Genomic DNA, 16,811 nt, shown 5'->3' with positions numbered 1-16,811 from the left:
TAACACCCGAACTGGTTACCCATGTGGAAGATAACTGGCGCATACAAGCCGAACATTCGGGCGGTGGTTATTTCCATGATATGAGTCCGCACCAGCTTGACCAGATGCTGTTTTACTTTGGCGAGCCACAATATTACAGCGGCGCGTCCCTAAACCAGGGTGGCACCTACAAGGTTGCCGACCATGTTACCGGCCATATAGTATTCAAGAATAAAGTGGTAGTAAATGGGTCATGGAGCTTTAATGTGGCACCCTCAGCAGCAGCCGACCTTTGTGAAATAATTGGCAGTAAAGGAACAATAACCTTCCCGTTCTTCAATAAACCGCACATAGTAAAACTGGAAAATGAAGCAGGCGAAAGTGCTAAAGAATTTAAACACCCCGAGCATATATCGCAGTTAATGATTGAAAAGGTGGTAAACTACTTTAATGGTGATACGAATGTAAACCCATGCTCAATTGCGGATGCTATACCTTTAATGGATATTATGGACGCGTTTGGGGCAGCCCCACCCAACCATCCCCGGTAGGAAAGGCTTTTTAAAAGTCTCCCCTACGGGGGAGATTTACTTCTTCTTAGGCACCTTTGCCCCCTCTTTACGTGCTTCTGATAAGCCAATGGCTACAGCCTGTTTTTTACTGGTTACCTTTTGGCCGCTACCACTTTTTAATTTGCCTTCTTTCATTTCGTGCATGGTTTTCTCTACTTTTTCGCCAGCTTTTTCTGAATATTTTGCCATGATGTTTAATATTTAGTAAATGATAACAAGTCATGCAAAATATTTGCCAATTTTACACGGATGACCCCCATACCAGAAACTGATCTTATTTTAAATGCCGATGGGAGCGCCTACCACCTAAATCTGCTGCCGGGTGATGTTGCCGATACCGTAATTACCGTTGGCGACCCCGACCGTGTTGGCGAAGTAAGCAAGTATTTTGACACGGTAGAATTAAAAAAAGGAAAACGCGAATTCATAACACATACCGGCCATATGGGTGGTAAAAGAATAACCGTTCTATCAACCGGCATAGGTACAGATAATATTGATATTGTATTGAATGAGTTGGATGCATTGGTTAATATCGATTTTAAAACCCGTACCATTAATCCAAATCTTCATAGCCTTAATATTATCCGCATCGGCACTTCGGGCGCTGTACAGGCAGATATAGCGATTGATAGTGTGCTTTTATCGTCATCAGCTTTTGGGTTAGACCCATTAATGCATTATTATCAGCAAAGCCTAACCGATAAAGAACAAAATCTGCTTAAAGCGTTTAAAGCAGCTTTATCTGTTGATGCTCAACTATCCCCTTATATAGCCTCTGCCGGAAATAAATTACTTGCTGCATTAGGAAATGGCGAGCAGCAGGGCATTACTATTACCGCTCCGGGGTTTTATTCGCCGCAAGGCAGACAGTTAAGAGCCGTAACGGCTATTCCACAACTCATGGAGGTGATACAGCAATTTAATTTTGAAGGGCAGCGCATCACCAATTTAGAAATGGAAACCGCCGGTATATATGGTTTAGCGGCAAGTTTAGGGCACCAGGCATTATCTTATAATGTGATATTGGCTAACCGCGCTAACCGGGTTTTTAGCAAGCAGCCTGCAAAAATAATGGACCATTATATTAAACAATTGCTGGAAAAATTGGTGGACATTTTATAAATTATTGAATGTTAGCCAATTATTATTACCTTCAAAACTTATAATAAAACAACAACATTACCTACTAAATTATACCGTGATATGATGACGCCTAAAAAAACCATCGCTCCTTTTTACGAACGTTTATCGCTGGTACTTATAGGTATTTTAGCGCTTGGCTTTTTAATAATACAAGGCAAGGAAGTGCTTGATCCATTAATATTCGGATTTCTTTTCGCTATACTTTTACTGCCTGTTGCCGGTTTTTTAGAGCAAAAGCTGCGCCTGCCCAGGAGCGTATCGTCTTTTTTATCAATTATATTGTTGGTTGCTTTTATAGGCGGTGTATTGTATCTGGTAGGGTCGCAAATATCTAAATTAACAGACGACTGGCCGATGCTGCAAAAACAGCTTGCCCAATCAAGAGACAACATTTCTGAATGGATACAAAGCGCTTTCCAACTCAATTTAGAGAAACAAAAAGCTTATGTAGATAATACTGCCAAAAAAATCATGTCATCAGGCACCGAAGTTATAGGTACTACATTTGGGGCCGTGTCGTCATTGATGCTGTTTTATGTATTCATCATGATATTCACCTTTTTTATCCTGTTTTACAGGAAGTTGCTTTATGGCTTTATCCTGCAAGCTTTTGGTAAGGATAATGAGCCTATTGTACATGATATTGTAGAGAATATTCAAAGCATTTTAAGGCAATACATATTAGGATTGCTATTAGAAATGATAATAGTTGCCTGCGTAGCCTGTACCGCATTTTGGATGATAGGCATAAAATATGCCGCCCTGCTGGGTATAATTGTAGGCTTGTTTAACATCATCCCCTACCTGGGTATTTTTACCGCTTTATTTTTAAGCGTGCTGATAACCTTTGCTACCGGGCCGGTTGGCAACGCGGTTGAGGTTGGCCTTAGCATAATTGTTATTCACGCTTTGGATGCAAATATATTGTTGCCCACCGTTGTAGGCTCGAAAGTAAGGCTTAACGCGTTAATTACCTTTTTAGGCATTGTTTTGGGCGAAATGATATGGGGACTATCCGGCATGTTCCTTTCTATACCGATAACGGCTATTTTTAAAATAATTTTTGATCGTATTGAAAGCACGAAACCGTGGGGTTATCTGCTGGGCGGCGATTACGAGTTCAAAAAACCCGCAGAGAAAAAAATGAAAACGGAATAGCTACTCATATGCGTTTTAAGTTAATAACTATCCTTTTTCTATTATCATCAATCGGCGGCTTTACACAAAGCACTTTTAAAATAGTTCCGCTGGGTGTTTTGGGTGGGATAGATGAGAGCAATATGTCGGCCTATATGGTTGCCCCTGCCGGTAGCAATAATTATATCTGTATGGATGCTGGTACATTGCATTATGGTATTGAACAGGCTATAAAAAACAAGGTATTTACTATCCCTGCCGAACAGGTGTTAAAGAAATACATTAAGGGCTACTTTATTTCGCACCCGCATTTGGACCATATTTCCGGGCTCATTATTAACTCGCCCGATGATAGCACTAAAAGTATTTACGCTTTTGCGAATTGTATAAACATCATTAAAACCCACTATTTTACATGGACCAGCTGGGCCAATTTTGCCAATGAAGGTGAAATGCCGCAATTAAAAAAATACACTTACCAGGTATTAAAACCCGGCGAAGAAATAGATGTGGCCAACACCACCATGAAAGTTACGGCATTTCCGTTGAGCCATTCAAATTTAACAAGCACCGCGTTCCTTATCAAAAGCAACAATAGCTATTTATTGTATTTAGGTGATACAGGGCCTGACGAAATAGAAAAGAGTAATAATCTGCAGGCGCTATGGCAGGCTATTACACCGCTTATTAAAAATCATCAACTAAAAGGGATAATGATCGAAGCATCCTTCCCGAATGAGCAGCCTGATAAAACCCTATTCGGTCACTTCACCCCAAAATGGTTAATGACCGAAATGACCGGACTAAGCAAACTAACCGGCGCGGATGCCTTAAAAAACTTTAACCTGGTTATTACCCACGTTAAACCTCCGCAGGTAAATATTAATAAACTGAAGGCGCAGCTTAAGGCAGACAACAGCTTTGGCTTTAATTTGATTTTTCCGGTACAGGGGAAGGAGTTGGATCTTTAAAAAAAATCATGTCATTTCGAACGACGGTGAGAAATCTTTTATGTCATGCTTATAATCGCACGTATAAGATTTCTCCTCGTACCTCGTCGAAATGACAGGTGGGTTTTTCCTATCTTTGCTGCAATGAAATACCTGCGCCTGCTATTATTTCCTTTTTCGTTGATCTATGGCTTCGTCATCATGATACGCAATTGGTGTTATGATGCCGGCCTGTTTCAAAGCAAGCAATTTGAGTTACCTGTTATATCTGTTGGCAACCTCGAGGTTGGCGGTGCAGGCAAAAGCCCGATGACCGAATACCTCATTCGCCTGTTTAAAAACGACTATAAACTGGCAACCCTTAGTCGTGGTTATGGCCGCAAAACAAAAGGCTACCAAATTGCTACTGCCACGGCTAATGCCACCAAAATTGGCGATGAGCCCGCACAATTCAAACATAAATTTCCGGATATTACCGTTGCCGTTTGCGAGAAACGGGTGGATGGTATTGAACAGTTAAAAGCCAGCCATGATTTAATTATTCTGGATGATGCTTACCAGCACCGCGCCGTTAAACCGGGCTTAAGCATTTTATTGTTTGATTATAATAGCCTTAACAATCTGCACCTGGTATTACCCGCGGGTAATTATCGCGAGCCGTTTAGCGGGCGCTGGCGCGCGGATATTATCATCATCAGTAAATGCCCGGAATTATTAAGTGCTGATGAGCAAGCGGTAATTACAGCTCACATGGGACTGCTGCCCTATCAGCAGTTGTTTTTTACTACTATAAGTTATCAGCCTTTGCAAGCTATGGATGGTAACTTGCCTGCTATTAATATTGATACGGATACTACCGTTTTTTTATTAACAGGTATAGCAAATGCCAATCCGTTAATTACTTATATTAAAAATCACACATCACACGTTATACATCATAATTATCCCGACCATCACTGCTTTAGCTTAAAAAATATTACTAAACTTGCCGATGAATTTACAGCTTGCATCTCACAAAAAAAGGTAATCATTACAACAGAAAAAGATGCACAGCGTTTAGGAGAACAACAATTGCTGCCACTTGTTAAAAAACTACCCATTATGGTGATACCCATAGGCGTAAAATTTTTAAACCAACAGCAGCAATTTGATCAATTTGTTATTGAATATGTTAGAAAATATAGAGAGCACCACCCAATACATTAAAAGCCGCATTGGCAATTTTGAACCCGAGGTGGGTATAATTTTAGGAACAGGCTTAGGGGGACTGGTAAGCGAGATAAAAATAGAAAAACAGCTAATGTATAGCAACATACCTGATTTTCCTATTTCTACTTTAGAGTTTCACTCGGGTAAATTAATATTTGGTATGCTGGGCGGTGTAAAGGTAGTAGCCATGCAGGGCCGCCTGCATTATTACGAAGGCTATAACATGCAGCAAATCACTTTCCCCGTTAGGGTAATGAAAATGCTGGGGATAAAAACCTTGTTCGTATCAAACGCCAGCGGGGCCTTAAATCCTGCCTTTAAAAAAGGCGATCTGATGGTTATCGAGGACCATATAAGCCTGCAGCCTGATAATCCGCTGGTAGGCAGAAATGAATCAAACCTGGGCCCTCGTTTCCCGGACATGAGCGAACCTTATAAACAAGTTCTGATTGATAAAGCGTTGGCTATCGCTTCAAAAAACAGTATTCTTTGCCATAAAGGTGTATATGTTGCGGTAACCGGCCCTAATTTGGAGACTAAAGCCGAATACAAATATTTACGCATTATTGGCGGCGATGCCGTTGGTATGAGTACCGTGCCCGAAGTTATTGTAGCCAACCACATGGGTCTGCCGGTATTTGCTATATCTGTGTTAACCGACGAGGGTTTCCCGGAAACGCTAAAACCGGTTTCGCTGGAAGAAATTATTGAGGTGGCCCGCGCGGCCGAACCAAAAATGACATTAATACTTAAAGAATTGATTGCCGGTTTAAATGCCTGATAAATTAAAATATATACTGCTTTTACTGATCTGTATTACAGCGCAGGCAGCTTTTGCACAACAATATAATCCCAACAACCAGAGGCGTCCTAATGGATTTGTTGGGGATACTGCTGCGTTAAAGGGAACAAACATGGCGCCGCTTACTGCCGAGCAGCAAATAGATACCTTACGCAAGCGTGAACAACGCAGCCGCGACTCGATAGTTTTTACCTCGAAGTTTATTAGAATAACCAATGAAAATTTACTGAAAGATAGCACACAGCTATTTCCAATTGATACAACTTTAACCAATTTTGAAAACTACAGCCCGCTTTTTCAACCGCGGTCGCCCAAAATAAGTTTGGGTGGTACTATGGGTCTGGCTACAAGAAGCTTATTGTTTGAGCCGTCAAAAACTATAGGCTTTGATGTGGGCATGCACGCACTTGATCCCTATCTGTTAACTCCGCAGGATATACAATATTACAATGCCCGTGTGCCTTATACCTTGCTAACCATGTTTTCGGCCGGTAGAACAGAGCAATACTTTAAAATATTGCATACCCAAAATATAAAGCCTAACTGGAATGTTGGCTTTAACTTAAACTTTATTGGTTCGCGGGGATTTTATGCCAGTAATCAAGTACTGGGGCAAAATGTTAGCGATTTAAATGCCGCCGTGTTTAGCTGGTACGAGTCAAAAAACAAACGCTATAACTTATTGGTAAACATGGTGTTTAACAACCTTAAATCGCCCGAAACAGGTTCTATATTAAATGACTCGGTTTTTACCAGTGCAAAGGGTTCGTTTGATAAAAGTACCGAACCTGTACGATTACCCAATACCTATGAGAACTGGAAAACCGGCGGTTTTTACATTAAACAGTTTTACTACATAGGGCGCATAGATACTACTGTAAAAAAAGGTGGAGCAAATATATTGCCTACGCAAAGGGTAACCTATACCCTTAATTATAATGTTACCAAGTATGAGTTTTTGCAGAATGATATTGATACCTATAATGTTTTTCCTGATTATTATTACAGCGCTAACCGGTCAAGAGATTCACTTAATTTAACACATATACAAAATGATTTTGGGTATAGCTTTTATTTACGGGGCAAATCACAAAAGTTTGTAAAGAACGAGTTAAAACTCGACCTTGGGCTTACGCACGACCTGTATCATTATACCCAGTACGTAACCGATACCACGCTGGATGTAAACAGCAACAAGGTAAGAATGCCAGACAAAAAGCAAGATGCAACCTTCCAGAACATTACCGTTAAAGGCAAGCTAAGTTACCGCTTTAGCGACAGGATAAACCTTGAGTTTAACGTGGACCAAATAGTTGCCGGGCGTAATTTTGGCGATTTTATTTATGATGCCAAAGCATTGATAGCGGGTAATAATAAAACAGGTAAAATTATATTGGATGGTTATGTACAAAGCAGTTCGCCGCCATTAGTGGCTACCGACTGGATATCTAACCACTATATATTTCATAACAGCTTTCATAATCAAAAAACCACCAGCTTATCATTCAATTATATTAATAACCCGCTGCAGCTTGATCTGAAGGCCGAATACTTTTTAATTACCGACTACCTTTACTATACCGCGCAACCCGGTGGTATTGATGCACATCCGGTACAATTGTCAAACCCTATTAACTTATTAAAAGTGAGCCTGGGTAAAAACCTTTCATGGCGCGACCTGCACTTTGACAACTTTATAGTATACGAAAAAACCGACTATCAATCTACCCTGCGCGTACCCGAAGTATATACTTACACCAGCCTATATTATAACATGTTTTTGTTTAGTGTGCTGCACCTGTCGGTAGGTACAGATGTGCGCTATAACACGGCCTATACCGCGCCATCCTACGCTGTTGGGTTGGGACAGTTTTATAATGGCCCTGATATTACATTCTCATCCTACCCGGTGGCAAACATTTTTTTGAAGGCTACCCTGCAAAAAACCAATATTTTTGTGGGTTATGATTACGCCAACCAGGGCATATTTAGTAAAGGCTATTATACTGTTAACCGCTACCCGCAACAAGATCGAATACTTAAATTTGGAGTAAGTTGGATGTTTTTCGAGTAAGTTACGTTTTTAATTTTTTCTTCTTCGCCGCGGGGAAAAGCACATTATTCAATATCAGCCTGTAGCCTGGCGAATTGGGGTGCAAGTTTAAATCGGTTGGCGGTTCATTAAAGCCGTGTTGGTAGTCTTCCGGGTCATGCCCGCCGTAGAACGTCCATTGGCCTTTGCCATATTCGCCGTGTATGTAGCGGGCCTCGTTCATGGTCTTCATTTCGCCCATTATGGTTACGCCGGGTTTTAACATATTTTTATTAAAAGCAGTTGCCAGGCCCATAAAGCCTTTTATTACCCGGTCATGATCCTGCGTAAGCATGCTGGGCACCACGTCCCACTTGGCCGAAAAATCAAATAAGGTAAAAAAATCGTTCTCCATGCCAATACTGCGGTGTAAGGGCCCGGTATCAATATTGCTGAATCCGCGCCCATTACCGGTAACCACCGTAAAATTCTGGAACGCGAAGGTTTGGCTAAAGTCCAGCTTTGATTGCGCGCGCGGATCGGGTGGGTCGCCGTCATACGTTTCGTCAACAATATCTGTATTGGCTGCAGCGAGGGCTATATCAAAACTATCCGCGCCGCTGCACATGGCAAATAAAAATCCGCCGCCGGCAGTAAAATCACGGATGCGCTGTGCAACCGCCAGCTTCATTTTTGATACTTTTTTATAGCCAAACTGTCGTGCGGTAGCTTCTTGTATTTGCTTATCTTCTATAAACCGGGAAGAGTTTCGGCCACGACCGGTTTTGCTGTATTGCCCGGTAAAATCTTCATGATGCAGATGCAGCCAATCGTATTTTGGTAATTCGTCTTTTAATACTTCTGCATCATAAATTATATCAAAAGGGATCTCGGCATATTTTAATACCAGTATCACCGCGTCATCTGATGGCAATACACCTATTTTAGGCGAATAAACAGCCACGCGGGGTGCCTTTTGCAACTTCACCAGGTCCATATTTACGGATGGATCGTTTATTTGTGCAGTGATCTCGCTTACTTTGGCATCAGCCAGTACTTCGTAAGTAACGCCGCGTATTTTGCACTCGTCCTCGGTTTTTTTATTATACAGTGTCATGAAACTGCCGCCGCGGTAGTTAAGCAGCCAGTCTACTTCGTCGCCGTTCTTTAAAACCCAAAAAGCAATGCCGTATGATTTTAAATGATCTTTTTGAACATCATCCATAGGTATCAATATGGATGCGGCTTTAGAGCTAAAAGCTGAAAGCAAAAAGGTGAAAGCTAAAAGGTGTTTTAGATATTTCATCATAAAATAACCTATATAACAGTTATAACAGTTGCAAAAGCTATATAACGTGTAAACCCCTCCCTACACCCTCCCGTTGGGAGGGAAATCGCACTGGCCTTTGCTTTTTCTATATTATCAAACTAACTTGCTTACCAAAAATCTCTAATCACCAATCAAGTTTTCTGTTTCTTCTTCTTCGCAGCCGGGAACAGCACATTATTTAATATCAACCTATAACCGGGCGAATTAGGGTGTAAATTCAAATCAGTGGGCGGATCGCTAACGTTGTGCTGGTAATCCTCCGGATCATGGCCGCCATAAAATGTCCATTGCCCTTTGCCGTATTCGCCGTGTATATAACGCGCCTCGTTAGCGGTTTTCATTTCGCCCATTATGGTTACACCCGGCTTTAACCTATTTTTATTAAAAGCGGTGGTAAGACCCATAAAACCTTTTATCACTTTATCATGATTTTGGGTGAGCATACTGGGCACCACATCCCATTTAGCCGAAAAATCAAACAGGGTAAAAAAATCATTCGTTCTGTCTACCTGGCGCGTTTGGGTTACATCAATATCACTAAACCGGTGAGAGAACGGGTTATTATCCAAATTAAAATTCTGGAAAGCGAAGGTTAACCCATAATCCAGCTTATTTGCTGCATCAGGGTCGGCGGCATCGCCATCAAACATACTTTCGCATATATCGGTATTACTGGCTGCCAGCGCAACATCAAACGTTTCGGTACCAGAGCACATGGCAAATAAAAAGCCACCGCCAGCGGTAAAGTCCCGTATATGTTCGGCAACGGCCAGCTTCATTTTCGATACTTTTTTAAAGCCCAGTTTAGCGGCCATTTCCTCCTGCGCTTTTTTATCATCTATATACCATGACGCAGTACTAAAGCCGGCATAAAACTTACTGTACTGCCCGGTAAAGTCTTCGTGGTGCAGGTGCAGCCAATCATATTTAGGCAAGTCTCCGCGAATTACCTCTTCATCATAAACTAGGTCGAAAGGAATCTCGGCATATTTTAACACCAGCGTAACAGCATCATCCCAGGGCAGTTTATTTTTAGGCGAATACACCGCTATTTTGGGTGCTTTCTCCAACTTCACCAGGTCCATATTGGCAGATGGGTCGTTTACCTGGGTAATGATCTCGCTTACCTGCGCATCGGCTAAAACCTCGTAGCTAACGCCTCGTATCTTGCACTCGTCTTCCAGTTTCTTGTCATACCTGGTCATGAAGCTTCCACCGCGATAATTAAGCAGCCAGTCTACCTCGCCATCATTTTTCAATACCCAAAATGCTATGCCGTATGCTTTAAGATGATTTTTTTGTGCCTCGTCCATAGGCATCAATATAGATGCAGCCCTGCTTGTTAAGGCTAAAAGGCAAAAAGCGAAGGGTAAAAGGTATTTTAAGCGGCGAATCATATTCAAATTTAACGAATTATTGTTTAAGGTATTATTACTAATTAACGCGTTTAGTGATTAAATTCGATATAAAAAATTAGTTCCCCAGTAAAGTAAGCACATGCAGCAATAAACCTATGCCCGTTAAATATTTTTGCTGTACTGTACATGTACACGTTGATACGCCTTGGTATACCATGGTACACTTAACATCGCTACGCTTGTTGACCTCTTCGGCAAGCGGGAAAGAGGATTGGTATTAATTCCCAATCAACTAATCTCCAACCTCTAATCTTTAATAACTTACCTTTCACCTTTTACCTCAAAAACATTACCTTTGCCAACTATTAAAAAAAAATTGAGAATGAGTAAAGCAATTATAAAAACTGAAAAAGGCAACATGACCGTAGATTTTTACGAGACTGATGCTCCTAAAGCAGTGGCTAATTTTAAAAAATTAGCAAAAGAAGGATTTTATGACGGAATAACGTTTCACCGCGTTATACCTAACTTTATGGTACAGGGCGGTTGCCCTTTCTCTAAGGATCCTGCAACTGCTTACAAAGCAGGCAGCGGCGGACCAGGTTATAATATTGATTGCGAATTGACAGGTGAATTTCAGTATCATGACCGTGGCGTATTGTCTATGGCACATGCCGGCCGTAACACTGGCGGATCACAATTCTTTATTTGCCACAGCCGTACCAACACTGCGCACCTTGACCGTAACCATACCTGCTTTGGAAAAGTTATTGAAAATGTTGACCTGGTTGATGAGATACGCCAGGGCGATAAAATTTTAGGAATAGAAGTAATCGAAGATTAATAGTGAGTAGTGAATAGTGAGTAGTTAAGATCACTTCTAACTACTCACTATTCTCCTCTCACCATTCAACTATAACATATATGAATTTAAGCGGAATAGTATCAGTATCAGGCAAACCGGGCTTGTGGAAAGCATTGGTACAAAATAAAACAGGTTTTGTATTAGAAAGCCTTGATGCGCAAAAAACCAAATTAATAGCCAACCTGTCAACCGCCAAATTAGCGGCTTTAGATGAGATAACCATTTTTGGTTATGACGATGACATTAAGCTTACAGATGTATTTGAGCGCATGAAAACTGCCGCGTCTGTACCTGATGCTAAAGCCGACGGCCCCAAGTTAAGGACATTCTTTAGAGAAATAGCGCCGGATCATGATGAAGAAAAAGTTTACGCTTCTGATATGAAGAAGGTATTAAACTGGTACAGCATATTAAAAGATATGCCTTTGTTTAACGAGGAAGCAAAAGCGCCTGAAGCAGCCGACGCAGAAAAACCTGCTGCAGCTATAAAAGCAGTAGAAAAACCAAAACCGGTAGCCAAGAAAGCCCCGGCTGCTAAAGCACAAGCCCCAAAAGTTAGCGCACCAAAAAATCCATCAAAAAAAGGATAAGTAGATGTGCAGATATGCAAATGCGTGAATGTGCAGATGCTTATCGCTTATAAATAAAAAATGCCTTACTGAAACAGTAAGGCATTTTTTATTGCAGTTTATTTATTAATTTTTTCATCTGCACATTTGCATATCTGCATATTCGCACATCTATTTAACACTCCGGCTCATCACACTTTTCCTCGGCAAACTCTGGTTCAAAGGTGCTGTGGTTTATGTCGAGGTGTTGCAGGCGGTGCCTTAGGTCCTGTTTAATGGCATCAAATAAATGCAAATCGGTGGGCAGTATAACCAGGTGAGCGGTTAGCGCGTTTTCGGTAGTGCTTAGCGCCCATACGTGCATGTGGTGCACATCAACTACACCTTTAGCCTTCATCAATTCGTTCTTGATTTTGGTGAGGTTCATTTCTTTAGGCACGCCATCCATTTCTAACCTTAAACTGTCTTTAAGCAGGCTCCAGGTACCGCGTAATATAACAATGGCTATTATTAAACTTACTACACTATCTATCCAGTACCATTTGGTAAAATAAATTATTACTCCGGTTATTACCACGCCTAATGATACCACTGCATCCATTGCCATGTGCATATAAGCGCCTTTTACGTTCAGGTCGGTGTCTTTATCTTTTACAAAAAGCCATGCGGTAAACGCATTAATACCTATACCTATTAAAGATACCCATGCTACCGTATCGCCGGCAATTGGCTGCGGGTGCATAAAGCGGATAACCGCCTCGTAAACAATGATACCGATTGAGGCCACCAATATAACCGCGTTAAAAAACGACACCAATATGGTAGACCGTTTATAACCGTAAGTATAATTACTGTTTGAACCAACCTTGGTTAGCTTAAATGCCAGCAAAGCCAAAGCTAAACCTACCACATCACTCAGGTTATGCCCGGCATCGGTTAATAAAGATAATGAGCCGGTTATTAAGCCTGCAATTACTTCAATTACAACAAAGGCCGAGTTTAAAATTATACCCCATATAAAAGCTACATTTAAATGATCTAGCCTGGGGGCTTCATGGTGATGGTGACCAAATCCATGAGAATGATCGTGGTCGTGAGAATGGGGGTGAGCTGACATGGTACGAAGTTACGCTTTACTGGTTGAAATTTAAATTAGAACGAGATTAAACTAAGTATGGGCGCCGATTACTCACCCCGACGTCGCTACACCTACCGCCACCCTTCCGCAAGCGGGAAAGAGGGTTGAGGAAAATCTTTAATAACCATCTTTTGGCCAAAGCCGAAGATAGGTCGCGTACGAAGTGCCGCGGGGTGAGTCAACAGCGCCCGTTCCTCACCTACTCATGATGGTACGGCTCACCCTTCAATATTGTAAAGGCCCTATATAACTGCTCTGTAAAAAACAAGCGTATCATTTGGTGCGAGAAAGTCATTCGCGATAGGGACAGCTTATCATTGGCCCGCTCATACACAGATTGGTCGAACCCGTACGGCCCACCAACTACAAATACCAGGCAGGAGGTGGAACTGACAGACTTTTTATCTAAATAAGCGGCAAATTGTTTGGAGGTTAGCTCCATACCTTTTTCATCCAGCAGAATAACATGATCTAACGGGGATATTTTTTTGAGGATAAGTTCTGCCTCTTTAACTTTTTGCTGCTCCTGCGTTAAAGCTTTGGTGTTTTTTAGCTCGGGGATGTCTACAAGCTCCAGTTTAGTATAATGCTTTAATCGTTTTACATATTTGTCAATGCCATCTTTTAAATAAGCATCTTCTGTTTTGCCAACGGTTAGGAAAGTTATCTTCATAAAAAAACAAATAAACGTAATTTAAAATATTAGTGGTTATTTAGCCTGATTTTTATTTAGGATGGAACAGGATATAATTGAATACTATAAAAACAACGCGCAGCTTGCACAGCAAGAGGCCGATAAATTCAAAAAACTGGCAGATACCTATTCGCTAATGCGTCTCAGCATTTTTGTGATGATGGTGGTATCTATCTACTTTGGGGTGAAAGAGGACGACTTTACCATTGTAGCTGTCACTTTTTCCATACTGATAGTTGGCTTCGCCTGGCTGGTATCGCGCCAAAGTATTTACGAACGTAAAATGAAATACTTTAAGGATCTGAAACTTATTAATGATAACGAAATAGCCAGCATCCTCTCGCGCGATAACCTGTATGATAACGGGGCCAAATTTGCCAACGAAAAACATTTTTATACTGCCGATCTGGACATATTTGGCAATGCCTCACTGTTCGGTTTAATGAACCGGGCTGCTACCGGTCCGGGCAATGCAAAACTGGCTACCTGGTTAAGCGCGCCAGCAAAAAAGGAAATTATTTTAGAAAGGCAAGACGCTGTTAAAGAGATCGCCAATAAAAATCAATGGAAACTGGAAGCGCAAACCCTGCTTTTATTCGCCAATAAAACAGATGCTAACCAGTTACACGGGTTGTTTAATTACCTGCATACGCCTTTAGAACTGCCCCGCGAAAAGTTGCTGATTAATTATATCATGATAGCGCCTTACCTGTTAGCAGCGGCATTTATAGCAGGTTATTTTATGCCGGTATTTACATTGGCTGGTATAGTGCTGGCAATTGCCAATTTAACCATCATTACCATAAATGGTGGCTACATTGCCAAATCTGCCTCTATTGCCGATAGGATTAGCAAAGTGCTGACCGACTACGCGGTTGTATTTAACAAGATAGAGGGCGAAAACTGGCAATCGGCCTATAACAGCGCGCTAACTAAAAAGATCAAAGAAAATAACACCTCAAAAAATATTGAAGAATTAGCCAGGCTCATTAATAAATTAAGTTATAGCCTGATAATGATAGTGGGTTTTATACTGAACATATTTTTCCTGTGGGCGCTAAAGCAGATTATAGCTATTGAGCAATGGAAACGCAATAACCACGAAAGTTTAGAGGATGCTTTTGAAGTGATAGCCGAATTTGAGGCTTTATCAAGCATTGCGGGTTTGCAGGTTAATTATCCCGAATGGTGCATCCCGCAAATTGAGGATGGTAAAGCGTATACTTTAGTAGCTAAAAACCTTGCCCACCCGCTCATTAACAGTAAAACCCGCGTAACGAATGATTATGAACTGACGGACACCTTTAAAATAGATATCATTACCGGATCGAACATGGCGGGCAAGAGTACTTTCCTGCGTACCATTGGTATTAATACCGTATTGGCGCTTTGCGGCGCCCCTGTTTGTGCCGAAACAATGCGCGTATCGGTTATGACCATGGTAAGCTATATGCGGATCAAAGATTCGTTAAATGAGCGCACATCAACCTTTAAAGCCGAGCTTGACCGCCTGCAAATGCTACTGGCTGCCGTTGAGCAGGAATACAAGGTTTTCTTTTTGATAGATGAGATGCTGCGCGGCACTAATTCGGTTGATAAATACCTGGGCTCGAAAGCGGTTATCGAGCAATTAATAGCCAAACACGGTGTAGGAATGGTGGCAACACACGATCTGGAGATAGCGAAACTGGAAACCGCTTATCCTGACTATGTGCGTAATTTCTATTTCGATATACAGGTAAAAGATGGCGAAATGCTATTCGATTATAAAATAAAGCATGGCGAGTGTAAGACGTTTAACGCTACATTATTGCTTAAGCAGATTGGGATAAATATTGAGTTGGATCTGTAATAGATTATTCATTAATTGCCAATGCATTAATTATATCTAATTTAATTAACTCCCAATATTTTCCCCTTAGGCAAATAGGTTCAAAATCATCATCGGCATTATCAAAATCCTTAAAATTTGATCTGATAAATTCTTCATTATGATTATACGGATACCGCTGTTGGTGCAGTGTAAGCATTTGAGGGATGGTATAATTATCTAATAATTCATGCAGGTCCCAAAAATCCTTCTTCCTTCCTCCCCTGGCTATTACATCAACTTTCATAGCAATTATCTCTTCAATAGTAGCCATTCTAATATTATCTACTATCAGCGGGGGCTGTATAAAATTGTCTGTATAATAAATATCCAGCTTTATTGAATTATCTCTGTTCTTTCCGACGATATATGACCTTCCATTGCCCGGCAGTGCATTAAAAGAGGCATCTACGTATGAAAAATTATCTTTAAGGAATTGATCTATACTATTAAAATCTATCGAACCATAATCAGCATCCGTAAACAAATCAATATCAACAGACATGCGGTGACCAATTTGCAGACTAAGTGACGTTCCGCCTACTAACCTGAACTGTGATAATTCGGGGGCATTCATCAGCAAAATCAAACCGTCTTTTAATAAACCTTGTACGGTATTCCAATACATTACTTAAATATATGAGTTGACAAATGGGTGTTCTTATCTATGGCAATCTTCTGCCTTATCTCCTCAACGGTTTGTCTTCCATAAAATCTAATGATCTCATTCATTTCCTGCTCATTGCCCCGTTCAAAAACTCGTTTAATTACAGATCGCTTTTGCTTTTCCCAATCAATATTAGCGATAGTTGTATCCCAAAAAAGCACCGGCCGAATTATAGAGAGATCGGGCTTCTTATTTATTTGCTTAAGCTGTTTTATTTTTTTTATATCATAATAAACTTGTAAAACCATAAAATAACCTTCCTCCAAACCCAATTCCTGTTCAATTTTCATGGCCAATGATGTGTTCATATCTCTTTTGACTTTAGTAATAGCACCAATGGTTTGCGGGTATTCATTAATAGATAATGCAAAACGTCCTTTAGCGAGCTTCCGTTTTTTAAGTTCGCGCCCTAAAACTATACCTGGGTGTATCCCTTTAATTATAGAAATATTATTATCCATAAACAAAAATAAACAATTTTGTTTATATATAA

General features: G+C 40.9%; 17 protein-coding genes. 10 read left to right on the top strand and 7 right to left on the bottom strand.

All coding sequences use genetic code 11. The features are described from left to right. The coding region (locus tag JWP71_RS04535; protein WP_299497545.1) for a Gfo/Idh/MocA family oxidoreductase at positions 1 to 530 on the top strand (530 nt) is incomplete at its 5' end. A gap of 36 nt (positions 531 to 566) precedes the next feature. On the opposite strand, the gene JWP71_RS04530 is transcribed toward JWP71_RS04535, so the two are convergent. After that, entirely contained in the window at positions 567 to 740 is a 174-nt protein-coding gene (locus JWP71_RS04530; RefSeq protein WP_299497543.1) for a DUF6496 domain-containing protein, read from the bottom strand. A 60-nt stretch (positions 741 to 800) separates the two neighbouring features. On the opposite strand from JWP71_RS04530, the gene JWP71_RS04525 reads away from it, so the two are divergent. The 6 genes from JWP71_RS04525 to JWP71_RS04500 all read left to right on the top strand — a co-directional run bounded on the left by JWP71_RS04525 (position 801) and on the right by JWP71_RS04500 (position 7,869). After that, entirely contained in the window at positions 801 to 1,676 is an 876-nt protein-coding gene (locus JWP71_RS04525; protein ID WP_299497542.1) for a nucleoside phosphorylase, read from the top strand. An 81-nt stretch (positions 1,677 to 1,757) separates the two neighbouring features. Beyond that, on the top strand, positions 1,758 to 2,855 hold the full coding sequence (locus JWP71_RS04520; RefSeq protein ID WP_299497541.1) for an AI-2E family transporter: 1,098 nt from the start codon (positions 1,758 to 1,760) through the stop codon (positions 2,853 to 2,855). Between the two features lie 8 nt (positions 2,856 to 2,863). Then, positions 2,864 to 3,805, top strand: a complete 942-nt coding sequence (locus JWP71_RS04515) for a 3',5'-cyclic-nucleotide phosphodiesterase (RefSeq protein WP_299497540.1) — start codon at positions 2,864 to 2,866, stop codon at positions 3,803 to 3,805. A gap of 123 nt (positions 3,806 to 3,928) precedes the next feature. Further along, positions 3,929 to 4,990 (top strand): tetraacyldisaccharide 4'-kinase, encoded by a 1,062-nt coding sequence (lpxK, locus tag JWP71_RS04510; protein WP_299497539.1) that lies wholly within the window; start codon positions 3,929 to 3,931, stop codon positions 4,988 to 4,990. Then, a complete protein-coding gene (locus JWP71_RS04505) occupies positions 4,953 to 5,774 on the top strand; it encodes a purine-nucleoside phosphorylase (RefSeq protein WP_299497537.1) in 822 nt (273 codons plus the stop codon). The genes lpxK and JWP71_RS04505 overlap by 38 nt, the downstream gene beginning before the upstream one ends. Next, a complete protein-coding gene (locus JWP71_RS04500; protein ID WP_299497535.1) occupies positions 5,767 to 7,869 on the top strand; it encodes a putative porin in 2,103 nt (700 codons plus the stop codon). The genes JWP71_RS04505 and JWP71_RS04500 overlap by 8 nt, the downstream gene beginning before the upstream one ends. Before the next feature lies 1 nt (position 7,870). On the opposite strand, the gene JWP71_RS04495 is transcribed toward JWP71_RS04500, so the two are convergent. Then, positions 7,871 to 9,136: an asparagine synthetase B gene (locus JWP71_RS04495; protein ID WP_299497533.1), complete on the bottom strand. Its 1,266-nt coding sequence runs from the start codon at positions 9,134 to 9,136 to the stop codon at positions 7,871 to 7,873. Between the two features lie 152 nt (positions 9,137 to 9,288). After that, the gene (locus JWP71_RS04490; RefSeq protein WP_299497531.1) at positions 9,289 to 10,554 is read right to left on the bottom strand and encodes an asparagine synthetase B; all 1,266 of its coding nucleotides are present in this window, start codon (positions 10,552 to 10,554) and stop codon (positions 9,289 to 9,291) included. Between the two features lie 343 nt (positions 10,555 to 10,897). On the opposite strand from JWP71_RS04490, the gene JWP71_RS04485 reads away from it, so the two are divergent. Both JWP71_RS04485 and JWP71_RS04480 read left to right on the top strand, forming a co-directional pair. Continuing rightward, positions 10,898 to 11,359 (top strand): peptidylprolyl isomerase, encoded by a 462-nt coding sequence (locus JWP71_RS04485; RefSeq protein ID WP_299497529.1) that lies wholly within the window; start codon positions 10,898 to 10,900, stop codon positions 11,357 to 11,359. Between the two features lie 80 nt (positions 11,360 to 11,439). Then, positions 11,440 to 11,970, top strand: a complete 531-nt coding sequence (locus tag JWP71_RS04480) for a DUF5606 domain-containing protein (RefSeq protein WP_299497528.1) — start codon at positions 11,440 to 11,442, stop codon at positions 11,968 to 11,970. A gap of 154 nt (positions 11,971 to 12,124) precedes the next feature. Here JWP71_RS04480 and JWP71_RS04475 read toward each other — a convergent pair whose 3' ends face one another. Together JWP71_RS04475 and rlmH are read right to left on the bottom strand one after the other, a co-directional pair. Further along, positions 12,125 to 13,066 carry a cation diffusion facilitator family transporter gene (locus JWP71_RS04475; protein ID WP_299497526.1) on the bottom strand — a complete coding sequence of 314 codons (942 nt, stop codon included), beginning with the start codon at positions 13,064 to 13,066 and terminating at the stop codon, positions 12,125 to 12,127. Positions 13,067 to 13,286: 220 nt separating this feature from the next. Next, positions 13,287 to 13,760, bottom strand: coding sequence for a 23S rRNA (pseudouridine(1915)-N(3))-methyltransferase RlmH (rlmH, locus tag JWP71_RS04470; protein WP_299497524.1), 474 nt, complete (start codon positions 13,758 to 13,760; stop codon positions 13,287 to 13,289). A 61-nt stretch (positions 13,761 to 13,821) separates the two neighbouring features. Here rlmH and JWP71_RS04465 point away from each other — a divergent pair, with 61 nt between their 5' ends. Further along, a complete protein-coding gene (locus JWP71_RS04465) occupies positions 13,822 to 15,633 on the top strand; it encodes a DNA mismatch repair protein MutS (RefSeq protein WP_299497522.1) in 1,812 nt (603 codons plus the stop codon). Between the two features lie 4 nt (positions 15,634 to 15,637). On the opposite strand, the gene JWP71_RS04460 is transcribed toward JWP71_RS04465, so the two are convergent. Together JWP71_RS04460 and JWP71_RS04455 are read right to left on the bottom strand one after the other, a co-directional pair. Continuing rightward, entirely contained in the window at positions 15,638 to 16,279 is a 642-nt protein-coding gene (locus JWP71_RS04460) for a nucleotidyl transferase AbiEii/AbiGii toxin family protein (RefSeq protein WP_299497521.1), read from the bottom strand. Beyond that, positions 16,279 to 16,779, bottom strand: coding sequence for a plasmid maintenance system antidote protein (locus tag JWP71_RS04455; protein ID WP_299497520.1), 501 nt, complete (start codon positions 16,777 to 16,779; stop codon positions 16,279 to 16,281). Before JWP71_RS04455 ends, JWP71_RS04460 begins: the two co-directional genes overlap by 1 nt. Positions 16,780 to 16,811: the final 32 nt, after the last annotated feature.

It is taken from the genome of Mucilaginibacter sp. (assembly GCF_028287845.1).
Lineage (GTDB): Bacteria > Bacteroidota > Bacteroidia > Sphingobacteriales > Sphingobacteriaceae > Mucilaginibacter.
Note: the sequence above shows the minus strand (reverse complement) of the source record. Positions and strands in the feature narration are given on the sequence as shown.

Excerpts from the sequence above, each read along its gene's own strand:
- JWP71_RS04530 (WP_299497543.1), bottom strand. The coding sequence starts at position 740 with ATGGCAAAATATTCAGAAAAAGCTGGCGAAAAAGTAGAGAAAACCATG.
- JWP71_RS04525 (WP_299497542.1), top strand. The coding sequence starts at position 801 with ATGACCCCCATACCAGAAACTGATCTTATTTTAAATGCCGATGGGAGC.
- JWP71_RS04520 (WP_299497541.1), top strand. The coding sequence starts at position 1,758 with ATGATGACGCCTAAAAAAACCATCGCTCCTTTTTACGAACGTTTATCG.
- JWP71_RS04515 (WP_299497540.1), top strand. The coding sequence starts at position 2,864 with ATGCGTTTTAAGTTAATAACTATCCTTTTTCTATTATCATCAATCGGC.
- lpxK (WP_299497539.1), top strand. The coding sequence starts at position 3,929 with ATGAAATACCTGCGCCTGCTATTATTTCCTTTTTCGTTGATCTATGGC.
- JWP71_RS04505 (WP_299497537.1), top strand. The coding sequence starts at position 4,953 with ATGTTAGAAAATATAGAGAGCACCACCCAATACATTAAAAGCCGCATT.
- JWP71_RS04500 (WP_299497535.1), top strand. The coding sequence starts at position 5,767 with ATGCCTGATAAATTAAAATATATACTGCTTTTACTGATCTGTATTACA.
- JWP71_RS04495 (WP_299497533.1), bottom strand. The coding sequence starts at position 9,136 with ATGATGAAATATCTAAAACACCTTTTAGCTTTCACCTTTTTGCTTTCA.
- JWP71_RS04490 (WP_299497531.1), bottom strand. The coding sequence starts at position 10,554 with ATGATTCGCCGCTTAAAATACCTTTTACCCTTCGCTTTTTGCCTTTTA.
- JWP71_RS04485 (WP_299497529.1), top strand. The coding sequence starts at position 10,898 with ATGAGTAAAGCAATTATAAAAACTGAAAAAGGCAACATGACCGTAGAT.
- JWP71_RS04480 (WP_299497528.1), top strand. The coding sequence starts at position 11,440 with ATGAATTTAAGCGGAATAGTATCAGTATCAGGCAAACCGGGCTTGTGG.
- JWP71_RS04475 (WP_299497526.1), bottom strand. The coding sequence starts at position 13,066 with ATGTCAGCTCACCCCCATTCTCACGACCACGATCATTCTCATGGATTT.
- rlmH (WP_299497524.1), bottom strand. The coding sequence starts at position 13,760 with ATGAAGATAACTTTCCTAACCGTTGGCAAAACAGAAGATGCTTATTTA.
- JWP71_RS04465 (WP_299497522.1), top strand. The coding sequence starts at position 13,822 with ATGGAACAGGATATAATTGAATACTATAAAAACAACGCGCAGCTTGCA.
- JWP71_RS04460 (WP_299497521.1), bottom strand. The coding sequence starts at position 16,279 with ATGTATTGGAATACCGTACAAGGTTTATTAAAAGACGGTTTGATTTTG.
- JWP71_RS04455 (WP_299497520.1), bottom strand. The coding sequence starts at position 16,779 with ATGGATAATAATATTTCTATAATTAAAGGGATACACCCAGGTATAGTT.